This is a genomic window from Vibrio cortegadensis, from assembly GCF_024347395.1.
Lineage (GTDB): Bacteria > Pseudomonadota > Gammaproteobacteria > Enterobacterales > Vibrionaceae > Vibrio > Vibrio cortegadensis.
Genome location: NZ_AP025472.1, coordinates 1,060,570 through 1,076,360 on the forward strand (window position 1 = coordinate 1,060,570; position 15,791 = coordinate 1,076,360).

At 41.6% G+C, this 15,791-nt stretch carries 14 protein-coding genes; 10 read left to right on the forward strand and 4 right to left on the reverse strand.

The annotated features are described in order from the left end of the window. Positions 1 to 39 precede the first annotated feature (39 nt). Positions 40 to 1,422 carry a cysteine--tRNA ligase gene (gene cysS, locus OCV39_RS04890; RefSeq protein WP_017054712.1) on the forward strand — a complete coding sequence of 461 codons (1,383 nt, stop codon included), beginning with the start codon at positions 40 to 42 and terminating at the stop codon, positions 1,420 to 1,422. Between the two features lie 76 nt (positions 1,423 to 1,498). Then, complete coding sequence (locus OCV39_RS04895; RefSeq protein ID WP_017054713.1) at positions 1,499 to 2,077, forward strand: thymidine kinase; 579 nt, start codon at positions 1,499 to 1,501, stop codon at positions 2,075 to 2,077. 169 nt (positions 2,078 to 2,246) lie between these two features. Here OCV39_RS04895 and OCV39_RS04900 read toward each other — a convergent pair whose 3' ends face one another. Beyond that, positions 2,247 to 3,083, reverse strand: a complete 837-nt coding sequence (locus OCV39_RS04900; RefSeq protein WP_261889133.1) for an NAD-dependent epimerase/dehydratase family protein — start codon at positions 3,081 to 3,083, stop codon at positions 2,247 to 2,249. Further along, entirely contained in the window at positions 3,080 to 3,970 is an 891-nt protein-coding gene (locus OCV39_RS04905) for a LysR family transcriptional regulator (RefSeq protein WP_171756064.1), read from the reverse strand. The genes OCV39_RS04900 and OCV39_RS04905 overlap by 4 nt, the downstream gene beginning before the upstream one ends. Before the next feature lie 92 nt (positions 3,971 to 4,062). On the opposite strand from OCV39_RS04905, the gene OCV39_RS04910 reads away from it, so the two are divergent. Then, positions 4,063 to 4,485: a PACE efflux transporter gene (locus OCV39_RS04910; protein ID WP_261889134.1), complete on the forward strand. Its 423-nt coding sequence runs from the start codon at positions 4,063 to 4,065 to the stop codon at positions 4,483 to 4,485. Between the two features lie 70 nt (positions 4,486 to 4,555). Here OCV39_RS04910 and OCV39_RS04915 read toward each other — a convergent pair whose 3' ends face one another. Next, positions 4,556 to 4,792 (reverse strand): TIGR02647 family protein, encoded by a 237-nt coding sequence (locus OCV39_RS04915; protein WP_017054717.1) that lies wholly within the window; start codon positions 4,790 to 4,792, stop codon positions 4,556 to 4,558. A gap of 297 nt (positions 4,793 to 5,089) precedes the next feature. On the opposite strand from OCV39_RS04915, the gene OCV39_RS04920 reads away from it, so the two are divergent. Continuing rightward, complete coding sequence (locus tag OCV39_RS04920) at positions 5,090 to 6,472, forward strand: coiled-coil domain-containing protein (RefSeq protein WP_261889135.1); 1,383 nt, start codon at positions 5,090 to 5,092, stop codon at positions 6,470 to 6,472. Positions 6,473 to 6,676: 204 nt separating this feature from the next. Continuing rightward, complete coding sequence (gene focA / locus OCV39_RS04925) at positions 6,677 to 7,513, forward strand: formate transporter FocA (RefSeq protein WP_017054719.1); 837 nt, start codon at positions 6,677 to 6,679, stop codon at positions 7,511 to 7,513. A gap of 218 nt (positions 7,514 to 7,731) precedes the next feature. On the opposite strand, the gene OCV39_RS04930 is transcribed toward focA, so the two are convergent. After that, positions 7,732 to 8,535 carry an ABC transporter permease gene (locus OCV39_RS04930; protein ID WP_261889136.1) on the reverse strand — a complete coding sequence of 268 codons (804 nt, stop codon included), beginning with the start codon at positions 8,533 to 8,535 and terminating at the stop codon, positions 7,732 to 7,734. A gap of 437 nt (positions 8,536 to 8,972) precedes the next feature. Between OCV39_RS04930 and torE the strand changes: the two genes are divergently transcribed. The 5 genes from torE to OCV39_RS04955 all read left to right on the forward strand — a co-directional run bounded on the left by torE (position 8,973) and on the right by OCV39_RS04955 (position 15,761). Beyond that, positions 8,973 to 9,149 (forward strand): trimethylamine N-oxide reductase system protein TorE, encoded by a 177-nt coding sequence (gene torE, locus OCV39_RS04935; RefSeq protein ID WP_017054721.1) that lies wholly within the window; start codon positions 8,973 to 8,975, stop codon positions 9,147 to 9,149. Positions 9,150 to 9,194: 45 nt separating this feature from the next. Then, positions 9,195 to 10,376: a pentaheme c-type cytochrome TorC gene (torC, locus tag OCV39_RS04940; protein WP_017054722.1), complete on the forward strand. Its 1,182-nt coding sequence runs from the start codon at positions 9,195 to 9,197 to the stop codon at positions 10,374 to 10,376. 25 nt (positions 10,377 to 10,401) lie between these two features. Continuing rightward, complete coding sequence (gene torA, locus OCV39_RS04945; RefSeq protein WP_017054723.1) at positions 10,402 to 12,861, forward strand: trimethylamine-N-oxide reductase TorA; 2,460 nt, start codon at positions 10,402 to 10,404, stop codon at positions 12,859 to 12,861. 258 nt (positions 12,862 to 13,119) lie between these two features. After that, on the forward strand, positions 13,120 to 13,686 hold the full coding sequence (gene efpL, locus OCV39_RS04950; protein ID WP_017054724.1) for an elongation factor P-like protein EfpL: 567 nt from the start codon (positions 13,120 to 13,122) through the stop codon (positions 13,684 to 13,686). Positions 13,687 to 14,021: 335 nt separating this feature from the next. Further along, complete coding sequence (locus OCV39_RS04955; RefSeq protein WP_261889137.1) at positions 14,022 to 15,761, forward strand: glycoside hydrolase family 36 protein; 1,740 nt, start codon at positions 14,022 to 14,024, stop codon at positions 15,759 to 15,761. The last annotated feature ends 30 nt before the right edge of the window (positions 15,762 to 15,791 follow it).

The following is a 15,791-nucleotide window of genomic DNA, read 5'->3' on the forward strand; positions in this document are numbered from 1 at the left end:
TCCATGTACTGTTTCACATACTAATTATAGATAGAGATCATGCTAAAAATATATAACACACTCACAAGACAAAAAGAGGAATTCAAACCAATTACTGCTGGCAAAATCGGCATGTATGTCTGTGGGGTAACCATCTACGATCTCTGTCACATTGGCCATGGTCGTACATTCGTTTCATTTGATGTTGTTTCTCGTTACCTTCGTTACTTGGGTTACGACCTAACGTTCGTTCGTAATATCACTGACATTGATGACAAGATCATTAAGCGTGCAGCTGAAAACGGAGAGTCTTGCGATTCTTTAACAGAGCGACTGATTGGTGAGATGCATCAAGATTTCGATTCATTGAACATGAAGCGTCCGGATGTTGAGCCACGAGCAACGGACTTTATTCAAGAGATTGTTGCATTAGTTGAAAAGCTTATCGAGCGTGGTTTTGCATACGTTGCTAGTAATGGCGACGTGATGTTTGAAGTAAAAAAATACGATGAATACGGCAAGCTATCAAAGCAAGATCTTGATCAATTACAAGCGGGTGCTCGTGTTGACATCGAAAGTGCGAAACGTAGCCCACTTGACTTTGTTTTGTGGAAAATGTCTAAACCGGGTGAACCAACATGGGAATCACCATGGGGACCAGGCCGTCCAGGTTGGCACATTGAATGTTCAGCAATGAATTCATCGATTTTAGGTAACCATTTTGATATTCACGGTGGCGGTTCTGACTTGCAGTTCCCACACCATGAAAATGAGATTGCACAATCATGCTGCGCCCATGGTACTCAATATGTGAATACTTGGATGCATAGCGGCATGGTGATGGTTGACCGTGAAAAAATGTCAAAGTCACTAGGCAATTTCTTTACAATTCGTGACGTGCTAAATCACTATGATCCTGAGACTGTTCGCTACTTCTTAATGTCTGGTCATTACCGTAGCCAGTTGAACTACAGCGAAGAGAACTTAAACCAAGCACGTGCTTCACTTGAACGCCTATACACAGCTTTACGTGGTTTAGATTTATCAGCGGCTCCTGCTGGTGGTGAAGAGTACGTAACTCGTTTCTCTGCAGCGATGAATGATGACTTTAATACACCTGAAGCTTATTCTGTGCTATTCGACATGGCTCGCGATATTAACCGTATCAAAGCGGAGAGTGTTGAGAAAGCAAGTGGTTTGGGCGCATTGATGCGTGAACTTGCGGATGTCATCGGCATTCTTCATCAAGAGCCTGAAGCATTCTTAAAGGGTGATGCTGGAAGTGATGATGAAGTAGCGGAAATTGAAGCATTAATTAAGCTACGTAATGATTCTCGCGCTTCAAAAGATTGGGCGAATGCTGATATGGCGCGTGATAAGCTTAATGAGATGGGCATTGAGCTAGAAGATGGTGCGGATGGCACCACTTGGCGACGTAAGTAATAAACAATTTAAAAAGGGCTGTTTTTCAGCCCTTTTTTATAAATAAATTTTTTAATTATTAGACAGGAATATCTCTGTGGCTCAGATGTATTTTTACTACTCGGCAATGAACGCGGGTAAATCAACAACACTTCTACAATCTTCATTTAATTATCAAGAACGCGGAATGAATCCAGTCATTTTTACTGCTGCTCTCGATAATCGCTATGGTGTAGGTAAAGTCAGCTCACGAATTGGACTTCAATCAGAAGCTCAGCTATTTCAAGCGGACACCAACCTCTTTGATGCCATTCAATTATTGAATAGTGAAGAGAAGCGCCATTGTGTGCTGATCGATGAGTGTCAATTCCTTTCTAAAGAGCAAGTTTATCAGCTCACTGAGGTCGTGGATAAATTGCATATCCCCGTTTTATGTTACGGGTTAAGAACTGACTTTTTAGGTGAACTTTTTGAAGGAAGTAAGTATTTACTATCTTGGGCTGATAAGTTAGTTGAATTGAAAACAATTTGTCACTGTGGTCGTAAAGCAAATATGGTTATTCGTACCGATGAACACGGTGTCGCGATAGCCGAAGGAGATCAAGTAGCCATAGGTGGGAATGACAAGTATGTGTCAGTTTGTCGCCAGCACTACAAAGAAGCTTTGGGCCGCTAGAACACAACGTTAGGTGACATGCTTCAATCTCTATTTAGCTAGAGAGTTAATTCCTACTCTCTAGCTAAAAAATGCGATGAAAAATTATGCTTCAGATTCTGCCTCAACATTCCCGCTTCTGTTTCCTCTCATTTACGACATAAACGCTCGACCTCAACCACTGTGCAGATCACAACGCATCAAGGGTGTGGTTGAAATGGAATTGATAGCCCAAATCCATCAATTTCTTCGATGAAATTCTTTTATCGGCAGTATTCACAATGTTCGGCAGCTTTTCGGTTGAGCCAACAGCATTGAGTGCAGCTTGGTAGAATTCAGCTTTGCTGACGGTTTCTGGGCAGGTTGCATTAACGATCTGATTACTTAAATGAGTCAAAGTGAATATTACGCTATCAATAGCATCCTCAAGGTGAAGCATATTAGCTGGAGCGGCTTGGCTGACCTGTTTAAGTTTGCTGGCAAAACGTGAAGGATGACGATTCGGTCCGATTAAACCGCTGCATCGAACAATGTCGAATTCAATGCCAGAATCAATCACATACTGCTCAGCTTGCAGCATGATTAACGCTGAATTGGAGAAGTGTGGGGCGGTTTGAGACAGTTTTAGCGACGCATCCTCCTCTGTCATCGTGGTATGAGTTGCCGGGTAAACCGTGGTTGAGCTAATCATGATGATCTTTTGTACATTCGCCTCTTTCGCTGCTTGGGTTAAATACTTCCAGCGTAGAGCGTACTCCTCGCCGTTACCAGAACGAAACCCCGGAGGAAAACTGCCGATCAAAATATCACATTGTTGCGTCTGTAGATGGTGAACCAGTTGTTTATAATCGGAAGATAAATTGGATTCAGGAAGCAAGCAAATAAATCCACGAAGGTCACTCTCGGCCAGTGTATCGACTCCAGTTTGCTGGGTTTTACTTGCGAAGACTTGGTGGCCTAGTCGTTTAAGGCGCAGTGCAAGGGGTTGGCCTAACCAGCCTGCACCGAGTATAGAAATAGTGCTCATTTTTCTTCCTTTTTAAGTAATGTTCGAAGCATTTGCCGCGCACATTTGTGCATTGGTTCATTACTTTTGTTTTGATGCTGGATCACGTCTACATTGGCAAACCAAGTTAAGTTTTCAAATTCAACAGGCACTCGGATCAGATTTGATTTAAGAGATGGATCCTCTGCGAGATGAGAAGGGAGCAAACACCAACCCAAACCACTTTTAGCCATTTCAAAAAGCATATAGTAGTTGTCTGTATACCATATGTCTGGGCTATGTGCTTGGTGGAAGCTGCTCTGTTTAGAGTCTCTTGAGCTAATCAGCAATTGTCGATGTAGCCGCAGCATATCTATATGAGGTGCAACCTCTTGAGCTAAAGGGTGAGTATTAGAGACGTAAACATCAAAGGCAATCGAACCTACAGATTCAAAATCGATACAACTTGGCATTGATAATTCACTAAAAATGATGCCTGTTGTCGCCTGTCCTGATTGAACCATTTCAATAATATCAATGCTGGTCGCACTTAAGAGTTCAACTGAAAGCTGAGGATATTCATGATGAAGATCTTTGAGAATCGTTGTGATTTTTTGCAACGGGATCCCTTCATCTACTGCGATTACCAAAGTAGATGAGTAATGGTCCGTTAATGTATCAATCTTCCCAATTAGCCTTTTATGCTGAATAAGAGTGGCACTGGCATAGGGAGCAAGCTTTTTACCCTCTTCTGTCAATATTGGGTAGCGCCCAGATCGATCAAATAGCTCACAACCGCAATCAATCTCAAGATTAATGACATGTTGGCTGACGGCAGATTGTGCTTTTCCTAGTTTTCTTGCTGCGGCAGAGAATGAGCCTGTATCAATAGTTGCTTGGAAGGCTTCAAGTTGCTCAATACTAAACATATCGCTTTTCCAGATGGTATCTAATTATCTACTATCCGAATTATAGATGATAATACAGGCATTGAAACAACTGAAATCAATGGAATAAGAGAATGACAAATAAAGAAAGAATTTTTCATGCCGTTACATTTGAATGTATCGCATTGGCGCTGATTATCCCAGGAGCAGCACTCGCCACTGGAAATGCAGCTGGTGATTTAGCGATTGTCGGTGTTGCTCTTAGCCTATTTACCGTCGTGTGGAACTATATTTTTAATGTAATGTTTGACCGAATGTTTGGAAATAACAGAGCAGAAAGGAGCTTAGGAATTAGAGTCGGGCATAGCATTGCATTCGAAGGTGGTTTGATTTTTGTCACTGTGCCAACCATTGCATGGTATTTAGACATGAGCATATTGAACGCACTTGCGCTTGAAGCTGGATTCTTAGTGTTCTTTTTCTTTTACACTATGGTGTTCAATTGGGGATACGATAAATACCAACCCTTTAAAAAATTGGCATTTGCCATTAAATAATGAAGATTGGTCAGATACAAAAACAGGGCAGCCCGTTAGGTTTGCCCTGTTTCGCGTTTAACTATTTTTTCTACGATGCGCTTAAGATACGTAGAACTTTATCTGCACTCTCTGCTGCTTCAATGCCTTCGTCAGTTAGGTAACCACCGTCTGGCAAAGTACATAAGTTTTTGCTGTAAAGACGTGCTACCGCGCCTTTTACTTCGTCAGATGCTTCGGCATGAACTTTGATCCCAGTTGCTGCGCTGCTTAGGTCAAATTGAAGAAGTAAGTTTAGTTCTGCGATGTGCTGTTCTGAGAATTTCATCTGAATACCTTTATTATTGATTTTCTACTTCCGTCACAATAAGTGCAGCGATATATATCTGCAATCATAATATCGAAAAAATGCCACATAACGCTAAATTGGCGCAGAATTGAACGGTCGATGAGTATAAATAGACCATGATGTGGTTAAATATTATTCATGCAACTTATGAACGGTTGTGGTCGTGAGCCTGCTTATATTATTATGGTTTAGTAATCACTCCAATAATAAATAAGATCTACCCAACGGAGTCGGAACAAGGATAGTATCTAAACGTAGCAGTAGTTAGGAATAATAATGAAAATCACAAAAACAGCAGTCGCTCTTTGTATGATTCTGGGTGTTTCGGGATGCCAAAGTACATCAGAATCAGTTGGAAGTAAGAGTGAAACTAACCAAGAAGGTGTCGAGCTGTTTACATCGGCATTTGAAGTATCACAAGCCCAATACCAAAAGTGGGAAACAGAGCTTCAAGGTTTCGAAGGCTTAAAAATCTATGCACCAGAAAATTTTTCTGAACTTAATTCTGCATGGAAAGAAGCGAGCGAGATTTATCAAGAATTACGAGTTGAACCAAGTAAAATAAATAAAAGCTATTCCATGTTTTCGAGTGAAACTTATGCTGAAGCTTTAACTGAACAGCTATCTATTGTTGAAGCTAGCTATCAAGCGTTGACTGCACTGAAAGCAAAGGCGGATACCATTTTAGCTGATGCAATAGCGCAGATGGATTACCTTGAAACAATCGAAGCGGACAAAATCTACAACCGTCAATTTAATTCACTTTATCGTAAATATAAGGCGTTATTTGAATACGTTGTAGTTGATGAGTTAGAAGAAGCTCAAGAGGCCCAAGTTGAGTTTCTGAATCAAGCTAAATCACTTGAAATTAAAGTGGTACAGAAAAAATTTATTCAACCATTAAAAGTGCGCTTAGTTCAATTAAGAAAAAATGACTTGAACGACATTGCTGTCACCAGCTTTGCTACTGCGGCTGCTCAAATAAAGCTTGCTGAAAGCACAGTGACGGCAAATCCAAGAGATTTAAAAAGCATTGAAGGCGCAGTTGCGGCAGCAAACTTTGAGTTAGAGCATGTAAAAAATGTGGCTCACCAAGTTAAATTATTGGCGAGTGTTGAAGATGAACATTTTGAACCCGCCGTTCTGGAAATAGAAAATCGTTTACTGGCAATATCTAAGGCTGTGGATGGTTCTGATTATAGAGATCAGGTTTTACGTGTTCAGGCTAAGAAGATTGTTGCAAGTATAGAAAGCTTGCATAATGAGGATCAGACAGAGTCATTACAAAAACAACTTAAAGCGTTAACGAGCGAGTTAGCGGAAGCTAAGTTACAAAATGAACGTAACGTCACTCTCTTAGCAGAGCAAGTGAAACAGAAAGATCTATTAACATCACAAGTGTCTCGCAGTGAAGCTCATATACAGAGTTTAGAAGAGCTTGTTGCGAATTTTAAGAGCCAAGCGGCACAAACAAAGCCTGAAGCGGAAGCGATACCGGCAGACAGTGCAGTGAACGCTCAAGAAGATGCGCCACTTGAAACAGAAGCTCAACAAATTGTAGAAACGCCTCTTAGTGAAGAGGTTGCTGTGACGCCTAGTGTTGATCTGTTGCCTAAAACATCAAAGGTGGCTAAAGAGATAGTGGCACCTTCAATATAACATCTTGTTATTGATCAATTGATTACGGCACCTTTATGGTGCCGTTTTTATTTCTATTGAGATATTTTTATAATATTTAAAATGAGATATAAGACCGCAAATAAACATTTTTAGTAAACATGCGAATTACGTCTTGATGTTCGACGAAAATAAGAGGATTATCCGAATCCCTATATTTGTATCAATATGTAACCGGTGTTTGAAATGAATCAATTTGACTCTTTATTACCTCCACAAATGGCAGAACGAGCTGCAGAAGTTGGTGTCGGTAAAGCTACGAAAGATCCCATTAAATCTTTTTTACTGGCTATCACCGCGGGTTTGCATATTGGTATTGCTTTTGTGTTTTATACCACGATCACGACTGGTGCTGGCGATCTTCCTTGGGGGTTAACTCGTTTCATGGGTGGCGTAGCGTTCAGCTTAGGTTTGGTTTTGGTGATAATCACGGGTGGCGAGCTATTCACCAGTTCCGTTTTAACATTAGTCGCAAGAGCGAGTGGCAAGATCTCATGGGCAAGTTTATTTAAAAACTGGGTTGTGGTTTACGCTGGTAACTTGATTGGTGCTCTTTTGCTGGTGGGCATTATGCTTACTTCTAAACAATACATGTTCGACCATGGTCAAGTTGGTCTCAATACTATGCTGATCTCTCAACATAAGCTTCACCATGGCTTTTGGCAGGCAGTGGCTCTAGGCATCATGTGTAATGTCTTGGTTTGCGTGGCGGTGTGGATGACATTCAGTGGGCGCACCTTAACGGATAAAATTATCGTTATGGTTTTACCTGTCGCTATGTTTGTCTCTGCGGGTTTCGAGCACTGTATCGCCAATATGTTTCAGGTTCCAATGGCGATTGGAATTAAGAATTTTGCTTCTCCAGAATTTTGGCAAATGACAGGGATGAACCCCGCTGATTTTGCAGATTTGAATATGATAGGTTTCATTATCAACAACCTAATTCCTGTTACCCTTGGTAATATTATTGGGGGTGGGATTTTCGTTGGAATGGGCTATTGGCTGATTTATTTAAGAGATTAACCCTTACACGATATGAGCAGACTCTAGTGGAAATAGATATTAACGTGATATAGATATTAACGTGATATAGATATTTACGTGAAATCACGCGATGAGCAACCCGCATTGACTGCGGGTTTTTTATTATATGAACAGTGTAGCAATATGATTTTTGGATGTTTTTTCTAATCTTATCCACAAAAGCTGTGGATAAAAGCATTAAAATTAGGTGAGTAACTCTAATTTTGATCTTGTTTATGGATAAATTGGATCTTTATTCGTCCTTGCTGCGTAAAGGTTTGGCGTAAGCAAAGCTGTAAAGTGAGAGTGATGGAGATCGACATCATGACAAAGATGGCAATCATAATCATCAGTTGATACTTAATGGCGACCATTGGACTTGCCCCTCCTAAAATCTGACCTGTCATCATTCCTGGAAGTGTGACCAGCCCTGTTGTTGCCATAGAAGCCATAATGGGAGCTAGCGATTTTTGCATGGCTGAGCGTATAAAACCACTAGACGCATAGTAGGGATGTGCACCCAGTGAGATCGCTGCTTCATATTCACTCTTACGTTCATTCAATGAGGTGAAAAAATTCTGTAAAGCGACAATGTTTCCACTAAGTGAGTTTCCTAAAAGCATACCCGCAATTGGAATGACAAACTGTGCACTATAGAGCGGTGTCGGTTGGATAATGACTAGGCATAATAAGATCATTAGGGGGCCTAACCCAACCGTTAGACCTAAGCATACCGGCAGAAACAGTGGCCGTTTAGGTAGCGAGGACTTACTCAATATCGCACTTGAACCAATTAAAATCATCAATATGACCCATGCGGTATTAACAATAACGTTATTCAAATGGAATAGGTATTCTAAATAAAATCCTATCAGAACTAGTTGAACTACCATCCTGATGATGCTGATCCCGGCTTCTTTGCCAAGCCCGAGTTGAAAGTAACGGTTGATTGCCAAAGGAATGCTTAATGTTGTACAAAATAAGCTTAAATCCCACCATGAAATTGCCACAATTCCTTCCATTATTCATCTCCATTTTTCCCGCAGCTATCATACAATACTTGTTAAATTCTTCAGCGAGAATTCATTGATTTAAAATTCATTTAAGGATGAAAATTGAACATTTCCCGGTCAATGCCTACTCTATTTACAGGTTGATTATTGCTAATCCTTAAGTGTTAGGTGGTCTTTGTTGCATATTTACGTGTGGCATTTGTGTAAATATTTAATGATTTCGTAACAATATTAAATTGATATATTTGTTCACATGTTTACACATAAAAAAGCAAAAATACACAACTCGGTATGACGTCAAAAAAGTACGGAATAACAAGGTTTATCAGCGGTAATTCATTGAACCTTACCATTTGTATGGTCTAAAATTTTCACTAGAAATAGAAAAAAGTTTGGCTCATCCATAGAGCCTTCCGAAATTACTAAATACAAAATAGGCAAAATGTATGAGTGATGTTAATAAAATCGAAAGTAGCGAAAAACCTTCGTTGGAATGGAAATCTTTCCTTTTCATTGCTGTGGTTCTCTTTCCAGTATTGAGTGTTGCATTTGTTGGTGGTTACGGCTTCCTAGTATGGGCACTTCAAGTGTTCGTGATGGGTCCTCCTGGTGTTCACGGTTAAATCTGCCCGACCTTTTAATGCAACCAATTTTTAAGAGAGCAAATCATGAAATCCTTAATTTCTAAACTTTGGACGACAATGACTCGTCCAGCTGTGCACATCAGCTTAGGTGTGCTGACCATGGGCGGCTTCATTGCTGGCGTGATCTTCTGGGGTGGTTTTAATACTGCTCTTGAAGCAACCAATACAGAAGAGTTCTGTGTAAGTTGCCACACCATGCGTGATAACGTTTATGTAGAACTACAAGAGACGGTACACTGGAAAAACACATCTGGTGTTCGTGCCACTTGTCCTGACTGTCACGTTCCTCACGAATGGACCTCTAAAATCGCTCGTAAGATGCAAGCTTCTAAAGAAGTATTTGCTCAGATTTTTGGCGATTTAGATACGCCAGAAAAATTTGAAGAGCGTCGTATCGAATTAGCAAAACACGAATGGGATCGTTTCTCTGCAAACAAATCTCTAGAGTGTAAAAACTGTCACAACTACGATTCTATGGATTTTGAAAACATGCGTCCTACCGCTCGTATTCAAATGAAGAATGCGGCAGAGCGTGACCAAAGCTGTATTGATTGTCACAAAGGTATTGCTCACAACCTTCCTAAAGATATGGACAGTTCAGGCGGTATGATCAATGAGCTTGAAGCATTAGCGTCAAATACGGATTACTCAACAGGCAAAGACATTGTGAGTGTTCGTCACCTACCTGTTTACGAAGATGCAGAGATGACAGTAGAAGCTGGTCTTCTAAACCCAGCATCAAACGTGAAAGTGATTGCTGATAAAGGCGACATGATCCAAGTTGAGATTGCTGGTTGGCGTAAAGCGAAAGGCTTTGGTCGTGTAATTCAAGAAGACTTCGGTCTGAACATTGCGGTTGCTTCTCTTCTAAAAGATGCGGCACTTAGCGATGAAATTGTAGAAACATTCGAAAGAAAAGAAGACGATATGACTGGTCTTCCATGGCAACGTGTTACTGCGAAAGTTTGGATGAAGAAAGAAGCGATGCTAGGTGATATTACTCCTATCTGGGAAAAAGCAGAGCAAGCTTACAAAACGAACTGTTCTGTATGTCACACACAGCCAGATGAAGCTCACTTCACTGCTAACGGTTGGCCAGGTATGTTTGACGGCATGCTAGCGTTCGTAAACTTCGACAGAGACAGCGAAGCTCTTGTCTTGAAGTATCTTCAGAAGCACTCTTCAGATTTTTCTGAAGGCCACTAATAAGCGTTGGATGGAGTATTAAAACATGGCTATTACACGCAGAAGTTTTCTTAAAGGTGTAGCGACGACAAGTGCCGCATCTGTTATTGGTCCAAGCTTATTGGCATCAACAGCACACGCAGCAGAAACAACAGGGACGTGGAAGGTTTCAGGTTCTCACTGGGGCGCGTTCCGTGCTCACATCTATGCTGGTAAGGTTCAAGAGATCAAACCGCTAGAACTTGATTCACATCCGACAGAAATGTTGAATGGTATCAAAGGCATCATTTACAGCCCGTCACGTGTTCGTTACCCAATGGTACGTCTCGATTGGTTGAAGAAGCATAAATACAGCGGCGAAACTCGCGGTAACAACCGTTTCGTACGTGTGACTTGGGATGAAGCGTTAGATTTGTTCTACCGTGAGCTAGAGCGCGTTCAAAAAGACTACGGTCCTTGGGCTCTGCACGCTGGTCAAACTGGTTGGCGTCAAACTGGTCAGTTCCACAGCTGTACCAGCCACATGCAACGCTCAGTGGGTATGCACGGTAACTTCATTACTAAAGTAGGGGATTACTCTACGGGCGCAGGTCAAACGATTCTGCCGTACGTATTAGGTTCTACAGAAGTATACGCACAAGGTACATCTTGGTCTGAAATCCTAGAAAACAGTGACAACATTGTTCTTTGGGCTACCGATCCAGTGAAAAACCTACAAGTAGGTTGGAACTGTGCGACTCACGAAGCATTCCCTTACTTAGAGCAATTGAAAGATAAAGTCGCGAAAGGCGAAATTAATGTTCTTTCTGTTGACCCTGTGAAAAACAAAACACAGCGTTACTTGAACAACGACCATATGTACATTAACCCACAAACTGATGTGGCGTTCATGATGGCAGTGGCGCATGTTCTTTATAATGAAGATCTTTACGATAAGAAATTTATTGAAACTTACTGTTTAGGTTTTGATGATTTCATCGCCTACGTGAAAGGCGAAACCAAAGATAAGATTGAAAAAACGCCAGAATGGGCGGCTGAAATCTGTGGTGTTGATGCTGATAAGATCCGCGAATTTGCACGCATGCTGGTTAACGGTCGTACTCAATTGCTATTTGGTTGGTGTATTCAACGTCAAGAGCACGGTGAGCAACCTTATTGGGCAGGTGCGGTAGTAGCGGCTATGGTTGGTCAAATTGGCCTACCTGGCGGCGGTATCTCTTACGGTCACCACTATTCAGGTATCGGTGTTCCTTCTACTGGTTTTGCGGCTCCTGGTGGTTTCCCACGTAACGTGGACCAAGGTCAAAAACCTAAGTGGGATAACAACGATTTTAACGGCTACAGCAAAACAATCCCTGTTGCTCGTTGGATCGACTGTCTACTCGAACCTGGAAAAGAGATCCGCTACAACGGCTCTAAAGTGAAACTGCCAGATTACAAAATGATGGTAATTTCAGGTAACAACCCTTGGCATCACCACCAAGATCGTAACCGTATGAAGCAAGCATTCCAAAAACTTCAAACGGTTGTGACGGTTGATTTTGCATGGACAGCAACATGTCGCTTCTCTGACATCGTATTGCCAGCATGTACTCAATTTGAGCGTAACGATATTGATGTTTACGGTTCTTACTCTGGTCGTGGCCTATTAGCTATGCATAAGCTTGTCGATCCTCTGTTCCAATCTCGTACAGACTTCGAGATCTTCACAGAGCTATCTCGCCGTTTTGGTCGTCATAAAGAGTACACTCGTGGAATGGATGAGATGGAGTGGGTACGTTCACTTTACTCTGATTGCCGTGATGCAAACAAAGGTAAGTTTGATATGCCTGAGTTTGATGAGTTCTGGGAAAAAGGCGTACTAGACTTTGGTACAGGCAAACCTTGGGTTCGCCATGCTGATTTCCGTCAAGATCCTGAGATTAATGCACTAGGTACACCTTCAGGTTTCATCGAAATCTCAAGCCGTACTATCGATCGTATGGGTTATGAGCACTGTCAAGGCCACCCAATGTGGTTCGAGAAAACAGAACGTTCACACGGTGGTCCAGGTTCTAAGAAGCACCCATTCTGGTTGCAATCTTGTCACCCAGACAAACGTCTTCACTCACAAATGTGTGAATCAGAAGATTTCCGTGCAACGTATTCTGTACAAGGTCGTGAGCCTGTTTACATCAACCCAGTTGATGCGAAAGCGAAAGGCATTAAAGATGGCGATTTAGTTCGCGTATTTAACGACCGTGGTCAGTTGATGGCAGGTGCGGTAATTTCTGAGTCTTTCCCTCGTGGTGTGATTCGTATTGAAGAGGGTGCATGGTACGGTCCTCTAAATGAGAAACCAGGTGCAATTTGTACTTACGGTGATCCAAATACGCTGACGCTAGACTTAGGCTCATCTGAACTTGCTCAAGCGACATCTGCGAATACTTGTATCGTAGACTTTGAGAAATTCAAAGGTAAAGTACCGCCAGTAACATCATTTGGTGGTCCAATCGAAGTGGCATAAGCCGTTCTCGATTAGTAAGTCATAAGTAGTAAGTAACAAGCGAAAGTCCGTCTAGCTCTATAAATAGAGCGTGGCGGGCTTTTTGTTTATGTGTCAAAAAGTAAAAGTGTCAGTGAACCTGTGATTGTTCTATTTTTAGTCAAGTTGACGAAAACCGTATTTTTTCCGCGAAATATGCGTGAGTTTATGCAGCAAAAGCTTGTCAATAATTGAGATCATGGTAATTTTGTCCCACATTCATTTTTAGGATTATTTGATATGCCAAAGGCAAGTGATATTAAAAAGTTCGCCGCAATCGAACATAATGGTAAAGTTTTTCTTGTTAAAGAAATCAACAAGTTAACGCCAAGTGGCCGTGCGGGTGCAAGCCTTTACAGAATGCGCCTTTATGATGTAACAACAGGTGCAAAAGCTGATGAGAGCTTTAAAGCCGATGAGATGATTAATCTTGCTGACTTTAGCCGTCGCCAAGTATCGTTCTCTTACATTGATGGTGATGAATACGTGTTCATGGACAATGAAGACTACACACCATACAACTTCAACAAAGATTCAATTGAAGAAGAGCTTTTATTCATCACTGAAGAAGTTCAAGGTCTTCAGGTGCTTATGGTTAACGATAGCCCTGTAGCTATCGAACTACCTTCTGCAGTTGAACTTTTAATTGTTGAAACAGACCCTTCAATCAAGGGCGCGTCTGCAAGTGCACGCACAAAACCTGCGACTCTAACAACAGGTCTAACAGTACAAGTTCCTGAGTACATTGCGAACGGCGATAAAATCAAAGTTAACACTGCCGATCACAAATACATGAGCCGCGCATAATCGCAGCCAACAGTATTTACGTGAACTAGCATCACGGACAGCAGACACATTTAGCCATTTTGGATCTTTTTCAAAGTGGCTTTTTTATACCAAATATTCAGTTCGAAGGCATAAAGACCCTACATATTTGACATCATATTGACTAAATTATCGGCAAGTATCCTCATTAGATTTATACTCATTAGAAGTTTGGCAAATCTTAACTCAAAGCGTGATCAAGTTAGTATTTAGTGCATTTGTTCAATTAGACAAAGATCAATCTTACATGCTCTAATCGAATCTTAATTCATGCATATGCAGTTGTATTTTGGGCGTTTACGCTATTTGGTGTACCTATGAGAGAAATTATTACGTTACCTTGCTCACGTGAACTTGAGCCGATTCAGTCTGTTGTCAATTGTCGACATGAAGACAAACAAATTTGGTTTAAATACATAGGAATTCATAACTCACCACTACCTACCTATTTTCCCCTGATCCTGACCAGCTGCAATTTTGAACGCAGTGCGACAGTTATTGGCGATGGATTTCAGATGTTGGCTCAAACTGGTGGTACCGTTGACCAACCGATTGATATTGGTCGTTGCCCTGATAACGATGCCAGTTACCGAATCTACCCTCAAAATGCAGCCAAGCGGTATTACAATTATTTGGTTCTTGAAGAGTCGAATGGCTATACCCTGTTTGGTTTTACAAGTTGCCAACGTTTCGCTGGTTTTTTTGAAATCATCGAGGGAGAAAATGGGCTGGAAATAATAGCCAGTATCGATGGTGAAGGCAGCCAACCGCAAACATGGGAAAATAACAATCTTGAATCCATCACCATCCTAACTGGGTCATCCTTAGCCGATCTGTACACTGAATATGGTGAACTGATTGCGCAGCACCATAAGCCGCGTTTAGGTGTCAATCAGAAAGCGCCGGTCGGGTGGTGTTCTTGGTATGCCTATTACGCTGAGGTCACTGAACAGAATATTCAGCTTAATGTTGAGCATATGAAGGGTGATTTAGATAATCTTGAGTGGGTGTTGCTCGATGATGGTTACCAAGCCTTTATGGGGGATTGGTTAACGCCATCAGACAAATTCACTAATGGTGTAAAAGAGCTGATTCAAAGTATTAAAGAAAAAGGAAAGAAACCTGCGATCTGGATGGCGCCTTTTATTGCTCAGCCAGAATCTGAAGTTTTCCGTAATCATCCAAACTGGTTTGTGAAAGATGAGCAAGGCAACTTACTGAAAGCTGAAGATGTCACTTATGGTGGCTGGAGATGCACACCTTGGTATATTTTGGATACTTCTCATCCAGAAGTGAAAGCACATTTGACTCATATCGTAAAAACGATGCGTGAAGAGTGGGGCGTTGAATTATTCAAGCTTGATGCTAACTACTGGGGAACGTTGAAAGGTAAGCGTTATCAACCCGGCGTAACAGGTGTTCAAGCTTACCGAATGGGGATGGAAGCGATTGCTAAAGGGGCTGGTGATGCTTGGTTGCTGGGCTGTAATGCACCAATGTGGCCATCGTTAGGTTTAGTCGATGCAATGAGGGTTTCTGATGATGTAGAGCGACACCCTCATCGGTTTGAACAAATAGCGAAAGAGACTTTTTATCGAAGTTGGCAGCATCGCAAACTCTGGCAGATAGATCCAGATTGCGTCACATTAACCTCTTTACCGAACCAAACGACAGATCGCAAAAGTTATAATTTTCATCGAGATGTTTGCCTCGCAAGTGGTGGTTTACTTCTGTCTGGTGATCCACTGCCAGAATTAACTCCCTATGCTCAGCGTTCGTTGAGTAAGCTGATAATAAGGCATAAACATAGCCAGCAAGCGGCCGAGTTCTCCTCATTATCATTAAATCACGCCGTACTGAATTTAACTGAGCATAATCATCTTCATTGCTTATTTAACTATCATGGTGATGAGAAAGAGTTCACATTGGCTTCTGATCATCCAGTGCATTGGTATCACTATTGGACAGGTGAAAAACTGAGTGAGCAACCGACTCAGATTTTCCAATTTACGTTACCCGCAGGGTTGACGAGTCAGGCAATTGTCACGGCAGAGTAACGATGACCTAGAGACCTATTACTTATCGGT

What these genes read in the sequence shown, in the direction of transcription:
- cysS (WP_017054712.1), top strand. Translation starts at nt 40, where the DNA reads ATGCTAAAAATATATAACACACTCACAAGACAAAAAGAGGAATTCAAA.
- OCV39_RS04900 (WP_261889133.1), bottom strand. Translation starts at nt 3,083, where the DNA reads ATGAGCACTATTTCTATACTCGGTGCAGGCTGGTTAGGCCAACCCCTT.
- OCV39_RS04905 (WP_171756064.1), bottom strand. Translation starts at nt 3,970, where the DNA reads ATGTTTAGTATTGAGCAACTTGAAGCCTTCCAAGCAACTATTGATACA.
- OCV39_RS04910 (WP_261889134.1), top strand. Translation starts at nt 4,063, where the DNA reads ATGACAAATAAAGAAAGAATTTTTCATGCCGTTACATTTGAATGTATC.
- OCV39_RS04915 (WP_017054717.1), bottom strand. Translation starts at nt 4,792, where the DNA reads ATGAAATTCTCAGAACAGCACATCGCAGAACTAAACTTACTTCTTCAA.
- OCV39_RS04920 (WP_261889135.1), top strand. Translation starts at nt 5,090, where the DNA reads ATGAAAATCACAAAAACAGCAGTCGCTCTTTGTATGATTCTGGGTGTT.
- focA (WP_017054719.1), top strand. Translation starts at nt 6,677, where the DNA reads ATGAATCAATTTGACTCTTTATTACCTCCACAAATGGCAGAACGAGCT.
- OCV39_RS04930 (WP_261889136.1), bottom strand. Translation starts at nt 8,535, where the DNA reads ATGGAAGGAATTGTGGCAATTTCATGGTGGGATTTAAGCTTATTTTGT.
- torE (WP_017054721.1), top strand. Translation starts at nt 8,973, where the DNA reads ATGAGTGATGTTAATAAAATCGAAAGTAGCGAAAAACCTTCGTTGGAA.
- torC (WP_017054722.1), top strand. Translation starts at nt 9,195, where the DNA reads ATGAAATCCTTAATTTCTAAACTTTGGACGACAATGACTCGTCCAGCT.
- torA (WP_017054723.1), top strand. Translation starts at nt 10,402, where the DNA reads ATGGCTATTACACGCAGAAGTTTTCTTAAAGGTGTAGCGACGACAAGT.
- efpL (WP_017054724.1), top strand. Translation starts at nt 13,120, where the DNA reads ATGCCAAAGGCAAGTGATATTAAAAAGTTCGCCGCAATCGAACATAAT.
- OCV39_RS04955 (WP_261889137.1), top strand. Translation starts at nt 14,022, where the DNA reads ATGAGAGAAATTATTACGTTACCTTGCTCACGTGAACTTGAGCCGATT.